This is a genomic window from Streptomyces aurantiaciflavus (assembly GCF_049808595.1).
GTDB lineage: Bacteria > Actinomycetota > Actinomycetes > Streptomycetales > Streptomycetaceae > Streptomyces.
Window position 1 is genome coordinate 81855 of record NZ_JBNCAQ010000018.1, and the last position, 22325, is coordinate 104179.

The 22325-nt window shown below is 71.3% G+C and carries 16 protein-coding genes and 1 pseudogene; 1 reads left to right on the forward strand and 16 read right to left on the reverse strand.

From position 1 onward, the window contains the following. Window positions 1–207 precede the first annotated feature (207 nt). The 4 genes and pseudogenes from ACPT94_RS22445 to ACPT94_RS22460 all read right to left on the reverse strand — a co-directional run bounded on the left by ACPT94_RS22445 (window position 208) and on the right by ACPT94_RS22460 (window position 3539). A complete protein-coding gene (locus tag ACPT94_RS22445) occupies window positions 208–1839 on the reverse strand; it encodes a beta-N-acetylhexosaminidase (RefSeq protein WP_425246671.1) in 1632 nt (543 codons plus the stop codon). Window positions 1840–1858: 19 nt separating this feature from the next. Next, window positions 1859–2419, reverse strand: a pseudogene (locus ACPT94_RS22450) (carbohydrate ABC transporter permease); the annotation flags it as partial. Window positions 2420–2655: 236 nt separating this feature from the next. Beyond that, a complete protein-coding gene (locus ACPT94_RS22455) occupies window positions 2656–2937 on the reverse strand; it encodes a DUF3039 domain-containing protein (RefSeq protein WP_360348524.1) in 282 nt (93 codons plus the stop codon). 29 nt (window positions 2938–2966) lie between these two features. Then, a complete protein-coding gene (locus tag ACPT94_RS22460; protein ID WP_360348521.1) occupies window positions 2967–3539 on the reverse strand; it encodes a YqgE/AlgH family protein in 573 nt (190 codons plus the stop codon). 254 nt (window positions 3540–3793) lie between these two features. On the opposite strand from ACPT94_RS22460, the gene murA reads away from it, so the two are divergent. Beyond that, complete coding sequence (gene murA, locus ACPT94_RS22465; RefSeq protein ID WP_360348518.1) at window positions 3794–5134, forward strand: UDP-N-acetylglucosamine 1-carboxyvinyltransferase; 1341 nt, start codon at window positions 3794–3796, stop codon at window positions 5132–5134. 317 nt (window positions 5135–5451) lie between these two features. Here murA and ACPT94_RS22470 read toward each other — a convergent pair whose 3' ends face one another. The 12 genes from ACPT94_RS22470 to ACPT94_RS22525 form a co-directional block, all read right to left on the reverse strand. Next, on the reverse strand, window positions 5452–5733 hold the full coding sequence (locus tag ACPT94_RS22470; RefSeq protein WP_004000874.1) for an HU family DNA-binding protein: 282 nt from the start codon (window positions 5731–5733) through the stop codon (window positions 5452–5454). A gap of 318 nt (window positions 5734–6051) precedes the next feature. Beyond that, on the reverse strand, window positions 6052–7470 hold the full coding sequence (locus tag ACPT94_RS22475) for an NAD-dependent malic enzyme (RefSeq protein ID WP_360348515.1): 1419 nt from the start codon (window positions 7468–7470) through the stop codon (window positions 6052–6054). Window positions 7471–7791: 321 nt separating this feature from the next. Beyond that, the gene (locus ACPT94_RS22480) at window positions 7792–10215 is read right to left on the reverse strand and encodes a HelD family protein (protein WP_425246672.1); all 2424 of its coding nucleotides are present in this window, start codon (window positions 10213–10215) and stop codon (window positions 7792–7794) included. 118 nt (window positions 10216–10333) lie between these two features. After that, window positions 10334–11113 carry an anti-sigma factor family protein gene (locus ACPT94_RS22485; RefSeq protein WP_360345607.1) on the reverse strand — a complete coding sequence of 260 codons (780 nt, stop codon included), beginning with the start codon at window positions 11111–11113 and terminating at the stop codon, window positions 10334–10336. A gap of 50 nt (window positions 11114–11163) precedes the next feature. Further along, complete coding sequence (locus ACPT94_RS22490) at window positions 11164–11685, reverse strand: sigma-70 family RNA polymerase sigma factor (protein ID WP_010039908.1); 522 nt, start codon at window positions 11683–11685, stop codon at window positions 11164–11166. Between the two features lie 361 nt (window positions 11686–12046). Next, complete coding sequence (locus tag ACPT94_RS22495; protein WP_360345609.1) at window positions 12047–12640, reverse strand: CGNR zinc finger domain-containing protein; 594 nt, start codon at window positions 12638–12640, stop codon at window positions 12047–12049. Window positions 12641–13164: 524 nt separating this feature from the next. Further along, window positions 13165–14349, reverse strand: coding sequence for a uroporphyrinogen-III synthase (locus ACPT94_RS22500; protein WP_425246673.1), 1185 nt, complete (start codon window positions 14347–14349; stop codon window positions 13165–13167). A 120-nt stretch (window positions 14350–14469) separates the two neighbouring features. Then, a complete protein-coding gene (locus tag ACPT94_RS22505) occupies window positions 14470–15864 on the reverse strand; it encodes a nitrate/nitrite transporter (protein ID WP_360345613.1) in 1395 nt (464 codons plus the stop codon). Between the two features lie 300 nt (window positions 15865–16164). Continuing rightward, window positions 16165–17481, reverse strand: coding sequence for an acyltransferase family protein (locus tag ACPT94_RS22510; RefSeq protein ID WP_425246674.1), 1317 nt, complete (start codon window positions 17479–17481; stop codon window positions 16165–16167). Next, window positions 17478–19820, reverse strand: a complete 2343-nt coding sequence (locus tag ACPT94_RS22515) for a bifunctional polysaccharide deacetylase/glycosyltransferase family 2 protein (RefSeq protein ID WP_425246675.1) — start codon at window positions 19818–19820, stop codon at window positions 17478–17480. Before ACPT94_RS22515 ends, ACPT94_RS22510 begins: the two co-directional genes overlap by 4 nt. 310 nt (window positions 19821–20130) lie before the next feature. Beyond that, window positions 20131–20904 (reverse strand): hypothetical protein, encoded by a 774-nt coding sequence (locus ACPT94_RS22520; protein WP_360345617.1) that lies wholly within the window; start codon window positions 20902–20904, stop codon window positions 20131–20133. A 383-nt stretch (window positions 20905–21287) separates the two neighbouring features. Then, window positions 21288–22253 carry a LysR family transcriptional regulator gene (locus ACPT94_RS22525; protein ID WP_425246676.1) on the reverse strand — a complete coding sequence of 322 codons (966 nt, stop codon included), beginning with the start codon at window positions 22251–22253 and terminating at the stop codon, window positions 21288–21290. Between the last annotated feature and the right edge of the window lie 72 nt (window positions 22254–22325).

Sequence of the window (22325 nt, forward strand, 5' to 3'; positions counted from 1 at the left end):
GTTGCCGTACGGTACGTGCTGACAGGGCGGACGTGGCAACTCTGGCACATCTTCGCAAGGCCCGAACGCGGGGGTCCGCTAGGAGGCATTCGCCCACCTCACCCTGGAGATGGACCGTTTTCGCACGGCATCACCGGTGTGCTCGAATTGCCACTCTTCGGTGACCCTGTCGGGGTTTTTCCGTGACGCCCGGGAGGATCCCGCCGGCTACCGGTTCGGCGGCGGACCGTCGATCGGGCGCCCGGGGACACCGGGCCGCCGCTGCCACGGCCTGGGCCCGGTCGGCGGCCGGTAGGCGACGCCCAGGGCGTCGAGCCGCGCGTAGTGGGCGTCCATCCGCCGCTCGAAGTCCGCGAAGTCCCGCTCCGCCGGGGCGGGCAGCCGGCTCCAGGCGACCTCGGCGAAGGCGGCGAGCCGGGGAAAGGCCTGGTAGTCCACGCGCGCCTGGTCCTCCGTCACCTCGGTCCACACGTTGGCCTGCGTGCCCAGCACACGGGCCGCCTCCTCGGGCGTCAACTCCGGTGGAACGGGCTCGAACCGGTAGACGTCCTCCAGGGTGCGCACGTACCCGATCGGGACCGGCTCGTCCGGGTCGCCGTCCTGCCGGTGGTCCAGGTACACCTGCTGCTCGGGGCACATGACGACGTCGTGTCCCGCGCGCGCGGCGGCGATCCCGCCGGCGTACCCCCGCCAGGACGACACGGTCGCGCCCTCGGCGAGACCGCCCTCCAGGATCTCGTCCCAGCCGATGAGCCGACGCCCGCGCGCGGAGAGCCACTTGTCGAAGTGCCCGACGAACCACGCCTGCAGTTCGTCCTCGTCGGCGAGCCCGAGTTCCTGGATCCGGGCCTGCGCGGTGGGCGACCGCCGCCACTGGTCCCTGGGGCATTCGTCGCCGCCGATGTGCACGAACCGCGACGGGAAGAGTTCCAGGATCTCCTCGAACACCCCCTCGTAGAAGCGCAGGGTGTTGTCAGTGGGGGCCAGTACGTTGGGATTGATCCCCCAGGTGTCCCAGACGGAGAGGGCGGTGGTGTCGATGACGTCGGTGTTGCCGAGTTCCGGATACGCGGCGATGGCCGCCTGCGAGTGGCCCGGTACGTCGATTTCGGGGACGACGGTGATATGCCGCTCGGCGGCGTACGCGACGATCTCCCGGATGTCGTCCTGGGTGTAGAAGCCGCCGTGCGGCCTCTCGTCCCACAACGGCGAGGCGCGGTGGCCGAATTTCGTACGGGAGCGCCAGGAGCCGATCTCGGTGAGCCTCGGGTACTTCTCGATCTCGATGCGCCAGCCCTGGTCGTCGGTCAAGTGGAAGTGGAGGACGTTGAGTTTGTGCGCGGCCATCAGATCCAGGTAGCGCAGGACGCCTTCCTTCGGCATGAAGTGCCGGGCCACGTCGAGGAGAAGGCCGCGCCAGCGGAAACGGGGGGAATCCTCGATGGTCTGGACAGGGACGCCGAAGGAGATCCCGGGCCGCACGGGAGCGCGCCGGAAGGCGTCCGGGCCGAGGAGTTGACGCAGGGTCTGGGCGCCCCAGAAGACACCGGCCGGGTCACCGCCCCGGATTTCGATGCCCAGGTGGCCGGCCACCCTGAGCTGGTACGCCTCCGGGGCCAGGGAGTCGTCGACAAGCAGCCGCAGGGAGCCCGGGGCGTGCGCCGCGCCGGGCGGCAGGCGCAGCCCGTAGGCGGCGCCGAGGGTGGCCCGCAGCCAGCGCTCGGTGGTGGCCGTGCCGGGCCCCGCCCACAGGGTGGTGTCGTCGTCGACGACGAACCCGCACCGGTAGGGCCCTTCCGCGGCCAGCGGCGCCGGAATCAGTTCGGTTCCAGAAGTCACGTCGGACACTTCAGTCACGTCAGTCCTTCACCGCTCCGCCCGGCCCGGAGACCAGCCGTCGCTGTACGAGTACGAAGAAGACCAGCACCGGAATCGTCATCACCGTGGACCCCGCCATCACCCCGCCCGGTCGGGATCGTCCGGCTTGCAGAACACCGGCAGGGCCCTCGGCGGCGTCGACTGCGAAGTGTCGCCGGTGATGAACGACTTGGCGAACAGGAAGTCGTCCAGGCGGAGATGAAGGAAAACACGCCGGCCTCCTCCAGGGCCTCCGGGACGGCTTTCACGAAGCCCCTCGACATCCAGATCGCGAAGGGCGACGAGAAGGCGGGAACATGATCAGCAAGGGGGCCCGGAAGCGGAAGCGGAATCGCGTGACGGCGGTCGCGGCGAGAAACGCGATCACCGCCGAGGCGATCACCACGGTGCCCGCGACGACAAGGCTGTTGAGGAAGTGACGGCCGAATTCCTGCTGTTCGAACACGCGCCGGAAGGAATGCCGCGAGGGCGAGAGCGTTCATGGCCGCGGCTCGCTCGACTCGATCTCCCCGGCCGGTTCGGCGGCGCCGAGCACCATCCACCCTCCAGTGCGTTGCACTATGCGCAATGATGGTTTCGCTATGTGCACAACACTCGGGAGGCTAGGGACTTCATGGACACCGCCACAAGAGGTCTCCACCACTCTGTGACCGGCGAACGCACGCCGTGCACCGCGGACGGACACGGCGACACAACGACGCGAAGGCCTTCAGGGCGCACCAAAGCGCGCCCTGAAGGCCTTCGCGTCGTCAGTCGGAGCCGGACGGCGTCAGACGGTCACTTGTCGCCCTTGCCCTCGTCGTCCCCTCCAGAGCCCATGGAGTCGTAAATCTCCTTGCACATCGGGCACACCGGGTACTTCTTGGGGTCACGGCCGGGCACCCACACCTTGCCGCACAGCGCCACGACGGGGGTCCCGTCGAGGGCGCTCGCCATGATCTTGTCCTTCTGGACGTAGTGCGCGAAGCGCTCGTGGTCGCCGTCACCGTGCGACACCTGCGGCGTCGGCTCTACGAGGGTCCCCGTACCGGTGCCCCGCTCGGGCTCGAGAGTGCTCATGCGCACAAGGGTACTGAAGCGCGCACGGTTCAGTTGAGCGACGGGTCGTCCGGGTACGTCGCCACCATCGCCAGCTCGTTGCGCTGGCGTCGCAGCACTTCCCGCCAGAGTCTCTCCGGGGACGGCGAGGAGACGTCGCCGGGTTCGGACTCGACGACGTACCAGGCACCGTCCACCAGCTCGTCCTCCAGCTGGCCGGGGCCCCAGCCGGCGTACCCGGCGAAGATTCTCAGCGAGCCGAGCGCCGAGGCGAGGAGCTCCGGCGGGGCCTCCAGGTCGACGAGGCCGATCGCGCCGTGCACCCGCCGCCAGCCCAGCGGGGCGCCGTCGATCGCGGAGCCGCCGGGGATCACGGCGACGCCCAGCGCGGAGTCGAGGGACACCGGGCCGCCCTGGAAGACGACTCCGGGTTCACCGGTGAGGTCCGCCCAGCCCTCCAGGATGTCGCCCACGCCCACGGGCGTCGGGCGGTTGAGGACGACACCGAGCGAGCCCTCCTCGTCGTGGTCGAGAAGGAGCACCACCGCACGGTCGAAGTTCGGGTCCGCCAGGGCGGGGGTTGCCACGAGCAGCCGCCCTGTGAGCGAGGACACCTCGGTCATGCCAGACATGATCCCGCATCTTCCCGCCGCATGGGGAGCCAATGCGGCGAGGAGGGTGAGGCGCAGCTCAGGGCACGAGGGGTGCACCCCAGGCGCACGGCGGGCGTCCGTGACCGCATGTGCCCGCCGCAAAACAGTTCGTGTTGTGACACAGCTATGACGTTCCTGGGCGGTACTTGGGCTTACAGCAGGGGGGCACACGGCGATTACTCTGTCTCCTCTGGCCCTGCCCCACTCCATGGAACGCGAGATACATGACCGTCAACGACGATGTCCTGCTTGTCCACGGCGGAACCCCGCTGGAGGGCGAGATCCGTGTCCGCGGTGCGAAGAACCTCGTACCCAAGGCCATGGTCGCCGCCCTGCTGGGCAGCGAGCCGAGTCGGCTGCGCAACGTTCCGGACATCCGTGACGTGCGGGTCGTACGCGGCCTGCTGCAACTGCACGGTGTGACGGTCCGTCCGGGCGAGGAGCCGGGCGAGCTGGTGATGGACCCGACGTACGTCGAGAGCGCGAACGTCGCCGACATCGACGCGCACGCCGGCTCCAGCCGTATCCCGATCCTCTTCTGCGGTCCGCTGCTGCACCGCCTCGGGCACGCCTTCATCCCGGGCCTGGGCGGCTGCGACATCGGTGGCCGGCCCATCGACTTCCACTTCGACGTGCTGCGTCAGTTCGGCGCGAAGATCGAGAAGCGGGCGGACGGCCAGTACCTGGAGGCCCCGCACCGGCTGCGCGGCACCAAGATCCGGCTGCCGTACCCGTCCGTGGGCGCGACCGAGCAGGTGCTGCTGACGGCCGTCCTCGCCGACGGCGTGACGGAGCTCTCGAACGCGGCCGTGGAGCCGGAGATCGAGGACCTGATCTGCGTCCTGCAGAAAATGGGCGCCATCATCGCGATGGACACCGACCGCACCATCCGCATCACCGGTGTGGAGAAGCTCGGCGGCTACGACCACCGCGCCCTCCCGGACCGTCTGGAGGCCGCCTCCTGGGCGTCCGCCGCGCTGGCGACCGAGGGCAACATATACGTCCGCGGCGCCCAGCAGCGCTCGATGATGACCTTCCTGAACACCTACCGGAAGGTCGGCGGCGCCTTCCGCATCGACGACGAGGGCATCCGCTTCTGGCACCCCGGCGGCCAGCTGAAGTCCATCGCCCTGGAGACGGACGTCCACCCCGGCTTCCAGACCGACTGGCAGCAGCCGCTTGTCGTGGCCCTGACGCAGGCCACGGGCCTGTCCATCATCCACGAGACGGTCTACGAGTCCCGCCTGGGCTTCACCTCCGCGCTGAACCAGATGGGCGCCCACATCCAGCTCTACCGCGAGTGCCTGGGCGGCTCCCACTGCCGCTTCGGCCAGCGCAACTTCCTGCACTCGGCGGTCGTGTCCGGCCCCACGAAGCTCCAGGGCGCCGACCTGGTCATCCCCGACCTTCGCGGCGGCTTCTCGTACCTGATCGCCGCCCTCGCGGCCCAGGGCACGTCCCGCGTCCACGGCATCGACCTCATCAACCGCGGCTACGAGAACTTCATGGAGAAGCTCGTGGAGCTGGGGGCGAAAGTCGAACTGCCGGGCAAGGCCCTCGGCTGACCGTCACCCCGCAGCACCGGCCCGCAGCAGCACCCCCCGGCCGGGGGTCCGGGGGTCGCCCCCCGGGCGGGCACAGCATGGAGAAGCTCGTGGAGCTGGGGGCCAAGGTCGAACTGCCGGGCAAGGCCCTCGGCTGACCGTCGCAGTCGTACGTACGCCGATGGGGCGGCCACCGTTGATTCGGTGGCCGCCCCATCGGCGTTTGCTGCAGCGCCCGTGAAGGGGCGCGGGGAACTGCGCGACCGGCCGGAGGCGGCCCGCAGTCGCCCACGGCGCTCTCACGTCACGGCGCTGTCACCCGCGCTCTCAGCGGAGCGTCACTTGCCCTTGGCAGCTTCCTTGAGCTTCGAGCCCGCGGAGACCTTCACGCTGTAGCCGGCCGGGATCTGGATCGGGTCGCCGGTCTGCGGGTTGCGCGCGGTGCGAGCGGCACGGTGGGTGCGCTCGAAGGTCAGGAAGCCGGGGATGGTGACCTTCTCGTCGCCCTTGGAGACGATGTCGCCGACGACCTCGGCGAACGCGGCCAGCACGGCGTCGGCGTCCTTGCGGGTCACCTCGGCGCGGTCGGCCAGCGCGGCCACCAGCTCACTGCGGTTCATGTTGTTACTCCCGTGTTCTTCTTGCCATTGAGGCGTGCCACGCGGCGGAGCCGCATGTTGGGCGCCGTGAAGCCGTTGCGCTCGCGCCCAGGGACGCATCCTGCCCCTACCTGCGGCGGGAAAGCCAATCCGGCACCCGCAGGAGTCGTGAGAACACCCATGGGAGTCACACGAAGAGCGCCTTGCCCGGCCGCCACCCTAGAGGGCGGCTCAGGGCGCGAGGTTCCGCGACGCGCCGGGCCGGAGGCCGCCGTGGCGATCCTCACAGCACCAGCACAGTCGGTCTTCACGACCCCTGCAATCGTACGGAACACCTCGCTACAGGGCCGACGCGCCCGCCGCCTTGGCCGCCTCGCGCACCGCGCCGGCCACCGCGCCGGCGACCTTGTCGTTGAAGACGCTCGGGATGATGTAGTTCGGGTTCAGCTCGTCCTCGGTCACCACGTCGGCGAGGGCCTTCGCGGCCGCGAGCATCATCTCGGTGTTGACGGTGCGGGACTGCGCGTCCAGCAGGCCGCGGAAGACGCCCGGGAAGACCAGCACGTTGTTGATCTGGTTCGGGAAGTCGGAGCGGCCGGTGGCCACAACCGCCGCCGTCTGACGGGCGATTGCGGGGTCCACCTCGGGGTCCGGGTTCGCGAGCGCGAACACGATCGCGTCGTCGGCCATGGCGGCCACGTCGTCGCCGTCGAGGACGTTCGGGGCGGAGACGCCGATGAAGACGTCGGCTTCGCGCACGGCCTCCTTCAGCGTGCCGGTGAGGCCCTCGGGGTTGGTGTTGTCGGCGATCCAGCGCAGCGCCGAGTCGGGAGCGGCGTCCACGAGGTCCTCGCGGCCGGCGTGGACGACACCGTGGATGTCGGCGACGACGGCGTTCTTCACGCCGGCCGCGATCAGCAGCTTGAGGATGGCCGTGCCGGCCGCGCCGGCGCCGGACATCACGACGCGGATGTTCTCAATCGCCTTGCCGGCGACGCGAAGTGCGTTGGTGAGCGCGGCGAGGACGACGATCGCGGTGCCGTGCTGGTCGTCGTGGAAGACGGGGATGTCGAGGGCCTCGCGCAGGCGGGCCTCGATCTCGAAGCAGCGGGGCGCGGAGATGTCCTCGAGGTTGATGCCGGCGAACCCGGGGGCGATCGCCTTGACGATCTCGACGATCGCGTCGGTGTCCTGGGTGTCCAGGCAGATCGGCCAGGCGTCGATGCCGGCGAACCGCTTGAAGAGGGCCGCCTTGCCCTCCATGACGGGCAGGGCGGCCTTGGGGCCGATGTTGCCGAGGCCCAGCACGGCGGAGCCGTCCGTCACGACCGCAACGGAGTTGCGCTTGATGGTGAGGCGGCGGGCGTCCTCGGGGTTCTCGGCGATCGCCATGCAGACGCGGGCCACACCGGGCGTGTAGACCATGGAGAGGTCGTCACGGTTGCGGATGGGGTGCTTCGACGCCATCTCGATCTTGCCGCCGAGGTGCATCAGGAACGTACGGTCGGAGACCTTGCCGAGCGTGACGCCCTCGATGCCGCGCAGCTGCTCGACGATCTCCTCGGCGTGCGCGGTGGAGGTGGCCGCGATGGTGACGTCGATGCGCAGCTTCTCGTGGCCGGAGGCGGTGACGTCGAGGCCGGTGACCGAGCCTCCGTGGGACTCGACGGCCGTGGTGAGCTGGGAGACCGCGGTTCCGCTCGCGGGGACCTCCAGCCGGACCGTCATCGAGTAGGAGACGCTGGGCGCCGTTGCCATGGCCGACTTCCTCTGCTTTCACCTGTGACGCGGATTGCCGTCCGATCGTCGCACCTACTGTCGAGTAGGCGTTAGCCGCGCTGCATTGCGAACGTTTTGTTCACAACGAAAGAGGCCCACGTCACATCGTGACGTGGGCCTCTCGCACGTTCATGACACCGACCCGCCATGCTCGCCTCGCGGCAAGTGGTCGCTCGTAGCGACGAAGGTTGGGCCCGGGGGCTTGGATCGGGCCGGTGCCACACCCAGGCTAACAAACGGATCCCGCAAGGCCATTCCCGTCCGCGGAGTTCACAGGAACGGCCCCCCGAGTGGCTCCGCTCAGTCGCGCAGGAGGTCGGGCACCCCGTGCGCGTCGGGGTCGTCCCGCTCGCCCGAGACGACCGTCAGCTGCTGGGTGGCCCGGGTCAGGGCGACGTACAGCACCCGCAGGCCGGCCGGGGACTCGTCGGCGATCTCGGCGGGCGACACGACCACCGTCGCGTCGTACTCCAGGCCCTTGGCCTCCAGGCTGCCGAGGGCGACGACGCGGTCGCCGAGGCCGGCGAGCCAGCGGCGGGCCTCCTCGCGGCGGTTCATGGCGACGACGACGCCGACGGTGCCGTCGACGCGCTCCAGCAGCCGCTCGGCCTCCGCGCGGACGGTCGACGCCAGGGAGTCGGTCACGGCGCTGAAGCGGGGGACGACACCCGTGGAGCGGACCGCGGACGGGGACTCGGCGCCGGGCATGGCCAGGGCCAGGACCTTCGCGGCCAGCTCGGCGATCTCGGCCGGGTTGCGGTAGTTCACGGTGAGCTGGAAGCGGCGGCGCGGGCGGGTGCCGAGGGCCTCGTCGCGGGCCTCGGCGGCCTCGTCTGGGTCCGACCAGGAGGACTGGGCCGGGTCGCCGACGACCGTCCAGGTGGCGTGCCGGCCGCGGCGGCCGACCATGCGCCACTGCAGGGGGGTGAGGTCCTGGGCCTCGTCGACGATGACGTGGGCGTACTCAGTGCGCTCCTGGGCGAGGCGTTCGGCCCGCTCGCGCTGCGTCTCCTCGCGGACCGGCATCAGCTCCTCCAGACCGGTGAGCTGGTCCAGCGGGTCGAGCTCGCGCCGCTTCTTCGGGCGGGCGGGGGCGCCGAGGATCGCCTGGAGCTCGTCGAGCATCGCGATGTCGTGCACGGAGTGGCCGTCGCGCCTCAGGGAGCGGGCGACCTTGCGGACCTCGCCGGGGTTGAGGACGCGGCGGGCCCAGCGGCCGAGGCGCCGCTCGTCCGCCATGGCGGCGAGGACGGCCTTCGGGGTGAGCTCGGGCCACCAGGCGTCGAGGAACTCGACGAAGCTGTCCTCGCCGGTCACGTCGTCGTCGAAGGAGGAGCGCAGCTCGGCGGCGAGTTCGGGGTCGGTGTGCCGGCCGGCGGCGCCGGAGCGCTCCCAGAGGGCGTCCAGGAGCAGCTTGCGGGCGCGGGGGCGCAGCAGGTTGACGGGGGCGGTGCCGCCGAGGGCGGTGCGGCGGACGCGCTCCAGGTCCTCGGCCTCCAGCTCCAGCCGGCGGCCGAAGGCGACGACGCGCAGCCGGGTGGGCGGGCCGGCCGGGGCGCGGGTGGGGGCGTCGCCGTCCACGTCGTCCAGGGACAGCTGCCCGGCGGCCGAACCGGTCTCGCGCGCGCCGCCGCCGGCCCGCGGGGCCGCGCCGGAGCGCGCGCCGCCGCCCGGCCCCAGCTCCAGGGCGCCCCGCGCCGCCTTCCGCAGCACCTTCAGCATGCGGTACGACCCCTTGGCGCGGGCCACCGCCGGTGAGTCGTACAGGGTGGCCTCGACGCCGTCGACGAGGGAGCCGATGGCGCGGATGGCGACCTGGCCCTCCTCACCGAGGGAGGGCAGGACGCCCTCGGTGTACGCCACCAGCAGGGGCGTGGGCGAGACGATGAGGATGCCGCCCGCGTACCGGCGCCGGTCCTGGTAGAGGAGGTAGGCGGCCCGGTGCAGGGCGACGGCGGTCTTTCCGGTGCCGGGGCCGCCCTCGACGTAGGTCACGGAGGCGGCGGGGGCGCGGATGACCAGGTCCTGTTCGGCCTGGATGGAGGCGACGATGTCGCGCATGGTGTGGCTGCGGGCCTGGCCGAGGGCGGCCATCAGGGCGCCGTCGCCGATGACGGGCAGCTCGTGGCCGTCGAGGAAGGCCTTCAGCTCGGGGCGCATCAGGTCGTCCTCGACGCCGAGCACCCGGCGGCCCTTGGAGCGGATGACCCGGCGGCGCACGACGCGGCCCGGTTCGACCGGGGTGGAGCGGTAGAAGGGGGCGGCGGCGGGGGCCCGCCAGTCGATCACCAGCGGGGCGTAGTCCTCGTCGAGGACACCGATGCGCCCGATGTGCAGGGTCTCGGCGATGTCGGCGGTGTTGTCCTCCCGCACCGCGCCCTCGGCGGGCTCCACGGCGGTGTAGGCGCCGTCGGGTCCCTTCTTGCCGTCCTTGCCGAGCAGCAGGTCGATACGGCCGAAGAGGAAGTCCTCGAACTCGTTGTTGAGACGGTTGAGGTGGATGCCCGCCCGGAAGACCTGCGCGTCCCGCTCGGCCAGGGCGCCGGGCGTGCCGACATGGCCGCGCTGGGCCGCGTCGTGCATGAGGAACTCCGCCTCGTGGATCTTCTCCTCGAGACGCCGGTACACCCGGTCGAGGTGTACCTGTTCGATGCTGATCTCCCGGTCGCGAACTGAGTCCTGAACCGAGCCGACCGCGGTTTCCTGCTGAGCCTGAGCGGCCACCGGGCCCCCTTCTGACGTGCTGGGCAGCCGTCAACCGTACGCGATGGGGGCCCCGGGAAGCGAGGGGCCTGCCCGGCGGAAACGCCAGGCAGGCCGGGTGGTGCGTGCGGGGTGCGTCCTACGCGTCGACCTCGACGAGCTTCTTGCCGTCGAAGGTCATGACCTCGAAGTGGTCGATCTCGTTCGGGGCGAAGGCGGCGCCGCCCTGCACGTACAGGGGGTTCTTGGCCTGATCGGTCTTGGCGTTGGGCAGACCGTAGCCCCATTCCGGGACGGACCAGGACGAGATGGTCTCGCGCTCGCCGTTCTTGCCGACGGCGATGAGCGAGCACTTGTTGGGGCCGGCCACGTTCTTGAGCTCGACGACGGCCTCGGTGCCCCAGGCCTTCTCCTGCATGGCGACGGTCGCGGTGACCTTGGTGCTCGCGTCGGTCGCCGTGACCCGGTCGGAGAGGCCGTCGAAGACGGTCTTGGCGGGGTTCTTGTCCGCGAGAACCTGCGCGCTGCCGCCGCCGCTGTCGCCGGCGCTCGCCGCGACGGCCACGATCGGGCCGCTGACGATCAGCGCGGCCGCGGCCGCGATCATGTAGAAGCTGCGCCGGCGCTTCAGGGCGCGGCGGTCCGCGACCTCGTCGACCAGCTTCTCCACGAACCGCGGGCTGGGCTTGGCGGAGAGGGACTCGCCGATCGCAGGGGTTCCGGTGCCCGGCAGGTCCGCGAGCGCGGCCAGCATCGGCTCCATCCCGGCGAGCTCGTCGAGCTGCTGCGCGCACCACTCGCATCCGGCGAGGTGCGCTTCGAAGGCGGTCGCCTCGGCGTCGTCGAGGATGCCGAGCGCGTAGGCGCCCACGGTCTCGTGTTCGCTCGGGCTCGGAGATCCCTGCATAGATCCCTGCATGGGGCCAGACATACCCGCACCACCTGCTCCGAACCCCCCGTAAATGCTCATCACGCCGTCACCCCCCGCTCCTCCAGAGCCAGCTTCATCGACCGCAGTGCATAGAACACCCGTGAGCGCACGGTGCCGCTGGGTATGCCCAGCGTCTCGGCCGCCTCGTTGACGGTACGCCCTTTGAAATACGTCTCGACGAGCACCTCCCGGTGCGCCGGGGTCAGGTCGTCGAGCGCGTCCGACAGCGTCATCAGCCACAGCGCCTTGTCGATCTCGTCCTCCGCGGGGATGACCTCCAGCGGCGACGGGTCGACCTCCTGCGGCCGGGCCTGCCGGCTGCGGTGGCCGTCGATGACGATGCGGCGTGCGACCGTCACCAGCCAGGGGCGTACCGATCCGGTCGCTCGATTGAGCTGGCCGGCGTTCTTCCAGGCACGGATGAGTGTTTCCTGCACCACATCCTCGGCTCTCTGGCGGTCACCCGCGACAAGGCGAAGGACGTAAGCAAGGAGAGGTCCGGCGTGCTCCCTGTACAGGGCGCGCATCAGCTCCTCATCAGGTTCCGAGGGCTGGGACATGCGATGTCGGGCCCTCGTTCCACGTTCATTGGCCACGGCCGCATCCTTGCGCACGCCCACCTCCGGTGTCCGGGGGTTCCCCCGAGTCGGTCGCTCCACCACCCGTACGGAAGTGACCCGTTGAGTGTTCAAACCGCGCCGACAGTTTTCTCGGGGTGTCGTGACGGAGGGGGACATGAGAGCACATTCCCGCCCCTCTTCCTTTACATTTCCGCCACACAGTCAAGACGGCGCGGGCTGCCCGGTGGGTGCCGAAGGTAAACGGGATGTAATCGAAATCACTTCGACAGTGCTGTCACGAACACGGCATACCGGACAGGGAGTTGGCGGGGGTGAGTGACGAAGAGTCGGGTGAACGCGCTCACGCGCGCGTGAGCGCGGCCCGTCTGCGGTGCCGGGCGACCCGTTCGCGGTTCCCGCAGACCTCACTGGAACACCATCGCCTGCGGCGCCCCCGCGACGTGTCGACGTACACGATCGGGCAGTTGTCCCCCTCGCACTGCCGCAGCCCCGCCCGCGCGACGGGATCGGTGAGCAGCTCCACCGCGTCCCGGGCGACCACGGCGAGCAGCGCCGCACACTCCGGCGGCCCGTCCAACTCGCGCACGAGCACGCCGTCTTCCCCGTGTACGGCACGGGGGGCCGGGGGCGCGGCGCGGGCGAGGTCGTTGACGCGGGCGAGGGCGGGGTCGTAGGGGCGGGCATTGCCGGCCAGCCAGCCGTGCACCAACTGACCGACGCTCCCCCGCAGTTCCCGGAAGACGACCGTCCAGGACGGATCGGCGTGCGTCAGCGGCGTGCCAGGCGGGACGAGCCCGGAGCCGGTGATCCACGCGCACAACGGCGGGAGCGCGTCGAGACGTTCGAGGGGATGGCTGGTGGCGAGAAGGTCCAGGCAGATCCGTCCGGTGTCGAACCGCGGGTCATAGGGCGCCACGGGCGTAACCACTGCCATGTGCCTGTCACCACCTAGGGAAGGCTCCTGGAGGAAGCGTCCCTTTCACAGTGCCGGGTGGAACCACCTCCCCGGAACCCCTCGTACCGGGTACGGCTGCATCAACCCGCCTGACGGCACCCCCCTACGGGGAGTGCGAGGCCGAGGACCTCTTCCGGGAGTTCCAGGGCGGGGCCCGTCCGGGGCCCCCTACGGGGAGCACGATGGCGAGGCCCGTGCCGGAGCACCCCTACCGGGGGCGGGGCCAGGCCCGTGCCGGGAACACCCCACCCGGGGGCGGGGTGAGGCCCGTGCCGAGAACACTGCCACCCGGGACGGGGCGAGGCCCGCCCGCGGTTTCCCCTACAGGAGTCGAGGGCGAACGAGACCCCGTACGGGAGCACCCCTACCGGGGGCTTGGAGCGGGGCCGTCCGCAGGCCCCCTGCGGGGAGTTCGAGGACAGGCCCTGTTCGGGACTGGGGCGGGATCCGGGGCGGCAGCCCCGGTGTGGGTGGTGTGCACGCCGGGCGCCGTCACGTCCCGCTCACGCGTCCGCGTACTTCGCGTCTGCCGCCGGGTCCAGGGCCAGTCGGTAGCCCCGCTTCACCACCGTCTGGATCAGCTTCGGCGCGCCCAGGGCTGTGCGGAGGCGGGCCATCGCTGTTTCGACGGCGTGTTCGTCGCGGCCGGCGCCGGGGAGGGCGCGGAGGAGGTCGGCGCGGGGGACGACCCAGCCGGGACGACGGGACAGGGCCCGCAGGAGGGACATGCCGGCCGGGGGTACGGGCTTCAGGCAGCCGTCGACCAGGACCGCGTGGCCGCGGATCTCCACCCGGTGCCCGGCGACCGGCAGGGAACGGGCCCGAGCGGGCAGCTCCTGGCAGAGGAGCTGGACGAGCGGGCCGAGCCGGAAGCGTTCCGGCTGGACGGTGTCCACGCCGCGCGCCTGGAGCGGCAGCGCGGTGACCGGCCCGACGCAGGCCGGCAGGACGTCGTGCTGGAAGGCGGCGAGCAGTTCGGGGAGCAGGCCCCGCTCCTCCGCCCTCGACAGGAGCGAGGCGGCGGCGGGCGCGCTGGTGAACGTCACCGCGTCCAGCCCGCGCGAGACGGCGGCGTCGAGGAGCCGGTCCAGCGGCGCGACGTCCTCCGGCGGCATCCACCGGTAGACGGGAACCCCCACGACCTCCGCTCCCCCGTCCCGCAGCGCCTCCACGAACCCCGGCAGCGGCTCCCCGTGCAGCTGGACGGCGACACGGCGGCCGTCGACGCCCTCCTCCAGCAGCCGGTCGAGCACTTCCGCCATCGACTCACTCGACGGCGACCAGTCCTCCGTGAGACCTGCGGCGCGAATGGCGCCCTTGACCTTGGGACCGCGCGCGAGGAGTTCCACGTCGCGCAGCCGGGCGAGCAGCTGCTCGCCGAGCCCCCAGCCGTCGGCGGCCTCCACCCAGCCCCGGAAGCCGATGGCCGTGGTGGCCACGACGACGTCCGGCGCCTGGTCGAGGAGATCCTTGGTGGCGGCGAGCAGTTCGCCGTCGTCCGCGAGCGGCACGATCCGCAGGGCGGGCGCGTGCAGCACCGCCGCCCCGCGCCGCTGGAGCAGCGCTCCGAGCTCGTCGGCCCGGCGCGCGGCGGTCACGCCGACGGTGAACCCGGCGAGGGGCCCGTGCTCCTCGGTGTCCCGGACCGAGGCGGCTCCCTGGTCCGGTCCCTGCTGTTGCTCTTGCATAACTCTCGTCCCGCACTCGAGTCGTGGCACCTGCGCGAGGTGGTGTTCCACCTGCATGCCGATCGAGCCTGTCAACGAAGCGTGACAGGCTCGGTTCGGCTTCATGTCGCCAGTGTTACGTCACACCTCGGCGTAGCTGAGCTGCGGCTTCGCCTCGGAGGCGGGGCCGGAGGCCGTGATCCGCCCGGCGGGGCGGCGAAGGTATACGGCCCAGGTGACCGCGAAGCACGCGGCGTAGAAGGCGAGGAAGGCGACGAACGCGCCGGTGCCGGAGCCGTAGGAGAGGAAGGACTGCCGGAAGGCCATGTTGATGCCGACACCGCCGAGCGCGCCGACCGCGCCGATGAGTCCCATGGAGGCACCGGACAGACGCCGGCCGTAGGCGGCGGCCTCCTCGCCCTGGAGCCCCTTCGCGACGGCCTTCGCCTGGAAGATGCCGGGGATCATCTTGTACGTCGACCCGTTGCCGAGGCCGCTGAGCACGAACAGCACCACGAAGACGGAGACGAACAGCGGCAGCGACTTCTGCATGCTGGCGAAGACCAGGACGGCGGTGGCGGCGGCCATGCCGACGTAGTTGTAGAGGGTGATGCGGGCGCCGCCGTACCTGTCGGCGAGCCAGCCGCCCACGGGGCGGATCAGGGAGCCGAGCAGCGGGCCGATGAAGGTGAGGTAGGCCGCCTGGAGCGGCGTACGGCCGAACTGGTTCGTCAGCACCTGGCCGAAGGCGAAGGAGTAGCCGATGAACGAGCCGAAGGTGCCGATGTACAGGAAGGACATGATCCAGGTGTGGGCGTCCTTCGCGGAGTCGATCGCGGCGCCGGTGTCGTTCTTCACGGACGCGAGGTTGTCCATGTACAGCGCGGCGAGGGTCGCGGCGATCAGGATCAGCGGGATGTAGATCCCGAGCAGGACGCGCGGGCCGCCGCTCGCGCCGATCACGGCGAGGCCGACGAGCTGGAGGACGGGCACGCCGATGTTGCCGCCGCCCGCGTTCAGACCGAGCGCCCAGCCCTTCTTGCGCAGCGGGAAGAAGGCGTTGATGTTGGTCATGGAGGAGGCGAAGTTGCCGCCGCCGATGCCCGCGAGCAGGCCGACCACGAGGAAGGTGTTGAAGGAGGTGCCCGGCTCCATCACCGTGAACGCGGCGATCGTGGGGATCAGCAGCAGTCCGGCGGAGATGATCGTCCAGTTCCGGCCGCCGAAGATCGCGACGGCGAAGGTGTACGGCACCCGGACGACCGCCCCGACCAGCGTCACCATCGACGTCAGCAGGAACTTGTCAGCCGGGGTGAGGCCGTACTCCGGGCCCATGAAGAGCACCAGCACGGACCACATCGTCCAGATCGAGAAACCGATGTGCTCGGAGAGGACGGAGAAGAGGAGGTTCCGGCGGGCGATCTTCTCGCCCTTCTCGTTCCAGAAGGTCTCGTTCTCCGGGTCCCACTCCTCGATCCAGCGGCTCCCCTTCTTCGAGGGGGACGGGGGTGCGGGGGCTGTACCAGGGGCTGTCATGACGCCTCCACGTGCTCCGGGGCTCGGGTGGTTCGCGGTGATGAGCGGTGATGGTCCCGAAGGTAGGGAGGGCGCGTTTCCGGCCTGTGCCTGTGAGTGACCGGAAGGGAACGTTGCTCTCACCTTCGGCCGGGGCGGGGTGAGAGGTTTCGGGGAAAGGTCAGGAGCGGGGCGGCGCGCCGGAGGGGCGGGCGACCGTCCGGCGAGGCGCGCGCACGTTCACCCGCGCCCTGCCCTCCTCACCTGCGCTCTCCGGCCTTCACCTGCGCCCCTCCCCTCCGCACCCGCGCTCTCCCGCCTTCACCCCCGCTCTCCCGCCTTCACCCGCACCCCTCCCGTCCGCACCAGCGCCCTCCCGTCCGGCCACAGCCGCGGCCTCCTTCCCGCCGCCAGGTCCTCCACCCATCCGAAGCAGACCACGCACCCGGCGGTGAGCAGCCAGATGAACGGCAGTTGCGGCCAGGGGCTCTCCAGCAGCCACGGCGTGTTCTCCTCCAGCGCGGAGACGCTCCACAGGTGGTCCCACAGGGACTCGGCCACCACGATGCACAGGTTGTGCCACAGGTAGATCGTGACGGCGCGGGAGTTGAGCAGGGTGATCAGACGGTCCCAGCGGCGCAGGCGCGGCGGCCACTGACGCCAGCTGGGGCTGAGGTGGAGGAGCAGCAGGACGACCGCGAAGGACCAGAGGGACTGGGCGAACGGCATGTCGTCCAGGTCGTGGCCCTCCTCGAAGTCATGACTCAGGGCGTACCAGAGGCCCACCCCGGCCACCACCGGCGTCAGGGACGGGACCACGTACCGCGGCAGGCGCCGCAGGACGCCTTGCTGGTGGGCCATGCCCAGCAGCCAGCAGGCGCCGAACGCGCCGACGTCACTGAGAGCCGCCTCCAGACGCCAGCCGGGCGCCGACAGCCAGTCGAACTCCAGTGCCGCCGACAGGGCGATCGGGGCGAGGACAGTCGGCCAGGGGGCCGCCCGCAGGGCCCGCAGCAGCAGGGGAGACAGCAGGACGAACCAGAGGTACGCGCGGATGTACCACAGGGGCACCGCCATCGCCGTCGTCCAGTCGTCGCCGATCAGGCCCGCCACGCCGGGCAGGGTCTCGCCGTACGGCGGGTCGCTGAGCGGGAGGATCCAGTACGCGAGGTGGAGCCACCACCAGCCGGGATGGCCCTCCTCGTCCGGGCCCCAGCCGCCGAGCAGCATGCCCGTCACGCCCACCGCGCCCAGCAGCCACAGCGGCGGCAGCAGGCGGCGGAGACGGCCACGGACGACCTCCACCGCCCCGCGGCGGCCCAGGGAACGGGCCATCAGGTTGCCGGCCAGGGCGAACATCACGCCCATGGACGGGAAGACCACCGGCAGCCAGGCCCAGCCCATCAGGTGGTAGAAGACGACCCGGAAGAGGGCGACCGCGCGGAGAAGATCGAAGTAACGGTCCCGGCCCGAACCCGCCCCCGTTCCCGAGCCGGAGCCCGCGCCCGACGCCGCCCCCTCCCCTGTCTCCTTCGCCGGCCCGTTCCCCGCGGACAGCACCGGCTCGGGAACATCCGGCTCCGGGACGTCCGGCTCGGGGACATCCGACACCGGAACATCCGAGGACCGCGTGGTCATCGCGCCGCACCCCCGTCCACCGCCACAGCTCCCGGCGCCACCTCTCCCGGCGGCGCCGCCACCTGCCCCTTCCTGCGCAGCTTCTGCCAGCGCAGCCGACCGCCGGTGAGGGCCGTGATCCAGGACTGCAGCAGGACGATGTACATCAGCTGGCGATAGAGCAGTTGCTGCAGGGGCAGCGAGATCAGCGGGGTCAGACGCTCGCGGTCCAGGACGAAGGCGTACGCCGCGCACGCCGCCTGGACGGCCAGGACGCCGAACCAGGCCGCGATCGTCTTCCCGGTCGGGCCGAAGAGCAGGCCGTAGACCAGGAACAGGTCGATCAGGGGGGCCAGCAGCGGGGCCACCACCATGAACAGGGACACCAGCGGCAGGCCGACCCGGCCGAAGCGGCCCGACGGGCCCCGCTCGACCAGGGCGCGGCGGTGTTTCCAGATCGCCTGCATGGTGCCGTAGCACCAGCGGTACCGCTGGGACCAGAGCTGCTGCACCGACTCCGGCGCCTCCGTCCACGCCCTCGCCTTCTCCGCGTACACCACCTTCCAGCCGTCGCGCTGCATGGCCATGGTGATGTCGGTGTCCTCGGCGAGGGTGTCGTCGCTCATGCCGCCGACCCGGTTCAGGGCGGTTCGCCGGAACGCGCCCACGGCGCCCGGGATCGTCGGCATGCAGCGCAGGACGTCGTACATACGGCGGTCCAGGTTGAACCCCATCACGTACTCGATGTGCTGCCAGGCGCCGATGAGGGTGTCCTTGTTGCCGACCTTGGCGTTGCCGGCGACCGCGCCGACCTTCGGGTCGGCGAAGGGCTGGACGAGCTCACGGACGGTGGACGGCTCGAAGACGGTGTCGCCGTCCATCATCACGATGAGGTCGTGCCGGGCGTTGGCGATGCCCCGGTTGAGGGCGGCCGGCTTGCCCGCGTTGAGCTGACGGACGACGCGTACGCCGGGCAGGTTCAGGTCCTCGACGATGCGGGCGGTGCCGTCGGACGAGCCGTCGTCGACGACGAGGATCTCGACCGGGTGGTCGCTCCTCACCAGCGAACGGACCGTGTTCTCGATGCACTTGGCCTCGTTGTACGCGGGGACCAGCACCGACACCGGTTCGGTGACCGGCGCGTCGGGGCCCCAGACGAAGTCACGGCGGCGGGTACGGCGGGTGTGGATGCCAGAGAGCAGCAGCATCAGGCCGAAGCGGGCGAAGACGAGGACGCCGATGACGGCGAGGCCCACGACGAGGACGCCGGTGAGGTCGTCGGCGGCCTCGACCAGGGCGGTCCAGGCCCGGCCCTTCCACAGCTCGAGACCGGTGACCTCGGTGTGCGCGCTCGGGGCGTTCAGCGCCTCGGTGAGGTTCTCGAACGTGTAGCCCTGCTGCTCGAGTCGGGGCAGATACGTGTCCAGCGCCCGTACCGTCTGGCTGCGGTCGCCGCCGGAGTCGTGCATGAGGACGATGGCGCCCTTGCCGTCGGCCGGCGTGGAGTTGCGGATGATCCGCGCGGCACCGGGCCTGCGCCAGTCCTCGCTGTCGACGCCGGTGAGGACCGTGAGGTAGCCGCGGCTGCCGACGTACTCGGTCACCGGCCAGGAGTTGTTGTCCAGCGCGGAGGCGGAGGAGGAGTACGGCGGGCGGAAGAGCGAGGTGCGGATGCCGGCGGCGCCCGCGAGGGCGAGCTGGTTCTGGGTCAGCTCCCAGTCGATGCGCTTCTTCGACTGGTAGGAGAGGTCGGGGTGGTTGAAGGTGTGCAGGCCGATCTCGTGGCCCTCGTCCACCATCCGCCTGACCAGGTCCGGGTAGCGGGAGGCCATGGTGCCGGTGATGAAGAAGACGGCGTGGGCGTCGTGCTCCTTCAGGACGTCGAGGACCTTCGGGGTCCAGCGCGGGTCGGGGCCGTCGTCGAAGGTGAGGACGATCCGGCCGTCCGGCACGTCCATGCTGGTGGCCTGCCCGCCCCGGGTGTCGACCACCGGGCCGCCGTCGAGGATCGAGCGCGGCACCCGGTCGGCGGCGGCCTCGGGGCGGACGCGGTGGTCGGCGAGGACCTCGCTGTGGACGTAGCCGCGCAGCATCAGCATCGCCATCATCGCCCCGAGGACGAGGAGCGGGAGCAGGCGGCGCAGGCGTAAGGGCGGAAGCAGCCGCCGGCGGACGTTCGACCGGCCTCCGCCGGGAGCGCGGCCACCGCCGGACGCCTGGGCGGGTATCCGGCGACCGCGTGGACGACGCCGGGCGGAACGGCGCCCGGTCGAGCGGGGCTCGCCGCGCTCGCCGGTTGCCGGATGGGCGGACTGACCGGCGGACCGTCGGGTCGTACGCCGGCTGGTGCGTGGTGCCATGAGAGGTCGTTCTTTCGGGGATTCGGGGATGCGGGATGCAGGAATGCGGGGCTTCGGGGATGCGGGGCCTCGGGGATGCGGGCCGTCAGAGCTTCGAGCCGTCAGGGGTCCGGCCGTCCCGGGTGCTCGCGGCGCGGCGGTCGGCTTCTGACCGTCCGTGCCTGCGGCGGCAGCCGACTTTCCGGGGTGTCCCGGGACTCCGGAGGCTCCCGCAGAGCCCGAGAAGCCCCCCAGGCCTCAGGCGTCAGCCCCGGGCGGACCCAGGCCCCAGGCCACCTGGGGCCTCGGACCTCGGGCCTGGGGCCGGGGATCAGGCAACCGGCCCGTCCGCCCCTCCCGCCGGTGACGGTGAGGAGTCGGGGGAGGGCTGGGGGCTGGTCGACGGTGACGGGTCCGGTGGCGGGGACGCGGCCGGGCTGCTCGGCGCGGGGGCCAGGGACTCGCCGCTGGGCGCCGGGCTGGGCCGGCGCACGGAGGCGCTCGGTGAGGGCCGCGGAACCGCCGCGGACGCGCTCGGCGGTGCGGCGCTGCCCGACGCACGTGGCGCCGCGCCGGCTCCGGGCGCCCCCGACGCGGAGCCGGAGGCGGTGACGCCGGGGTGGACGGGCGCCGCGAAACCCGGCCGCGTCGGAGTCGCCGAGGGGCTCGGCGGCCGGGTCGTGTCGACCCGTTCGGCCGGCTTGTCGTCGTTCTGGCCCGGCACCGGCAGCCAGGGCGCGACGGCGCTGCCCGACAGGAGCGTGGCGGCGATGACGACGGCGTAAGAGGCGCAGGCGAGGGCGATAGCGATGCCGATCCGGCGGAAGGTACGGCTGCGGCGGCCGGACTCGTCGACGAACACGGGTACGTCGGAGGCCTCCTTGCCGTCGCCGCGCGCGCCCGGAACACCGTGCGCGGAGTCGATCTGGACGGTCACCTCGTCCGGGTCGTGGCCCTCCTCACCCGCGCCGGACGCCGCGGGCGATCCGCCGAGCAGCCCTTCCGAGGCCCCTGCGGACGCCTCCTCCCAGGGATCCCGGAGGATGCCGCTCGACCGTTCGTTTTCGGAAAGGGTGTTCGAGGTCGACGATCCACCGTTTTCCACCGGAACGTCCGGTAACGCTCTCCGCCCGTCACGGGGAGACCCATCCGGCGACACCCCCCGGGCGCCACCCTCCGGCACACCCCCCGAGGACTGCCTCACAGCCTCGGAGAACGCCTCGGTGTTCCCCTCCAGGACCGGTACGTTCCCGGTCGGTAATGCCGGTTCCGGCCACTCCGGTTGGGCATCTTCCCGCCATTTCTTCACGTGCGCGTTTCCCCCCACGGGACACCAGGGGCCGTTCTGCGGGAGCGCGTACGACGGCATGCCGGATGCCGCGGATACCGGCGAAACCGGGCCCCCACCCGGTTCGCGCGCCCCCTTTTACCCCTACTTGCTCAGGCTGCCGAATCTAGCGCAGGCACCCCGGCTTTGTTCACGTTGTCCTATTTATGCGGAGAGGTCATGCTCATGTCTATGGCTGGAATCCACCCCTTGACGGGCCGCCCGAGCCACGACTCGGCGAACCCGAGTTCGACCGCCGCCCGGCGCAGTGCGTCGAGGGCCGGATGGACCAGCCCCTTTCGCCACACCAGTGACACGGGGGACAGCGGGACCGGGTCGACGAGCGGCCGCAGCACCGTCCCAGGCATGGCCGGAAAACCCACCACCACAAGGATCGGATTGGCCTCTTTTGCCATGACTCGCTGGAATTCCTCGACCCCGACGGCCAGCGGCACCGGCGGCGCGACCTCGATTCCCCGTCCCGCGAACAGCAGGCGGGCGAGGTCCGTCCACTCCGGTGTGCGCGGGTTGCCGGCGCCCGCGTACACGCTCTCCCCCGCCAGCGCGTCCAACGGCACCTGCGCCAGTTCCGCCAGCCGGTGCCCCTCGGGCAGCAGGACCGCCATCGGCTCATGGCGCACGAGCTGGTGGTCCAACTGGGCGCGCAACGCCGGGTCCAGGCCCGCGAACCGACCGAACGACGCGTCCAGCCGGCCCGCGAGGATCTCGACGGCCGCGCCGGTCAGCCCGCTCTCGTAGCGGGCCATCAGCTCGTGCTCGGGGGCGAGTTCACGGGCCCGGTACAGCACTCGGCGCCCGGTCTCCAGCTCCGGCGAGTTCAGGTCGACCAGCAGCGGGCGGGCCTGGGCGAACGCCGCGAGCAGGTCGTCCTGCGCCTGGAGCACCCGGCGCGCGTGCGGCACCAGCCGCTCCCCGTCCGCGGTGAGCGTCACCTGCCGGGTGGTCCGCACGAACAGCTCGGCGCCCAGCTCGCGCTCCAGCCGCCGTACGTCCCGGCTGAGCGCCTGCTGGGCGACGTAGAGGCGGGCCGCGGCACGCGTGAAGTGCAGTTCCTCGGCGACAGCGAGGAAGGCGCGCAGGAGTCGGGGGTCGAGATGAGCGGGCATCCGGTGAACCTACAACGCACCCGCCGACTCACAACACAGGTGCGTGAATCGGTGGGCGGAAGGTGTTGGACC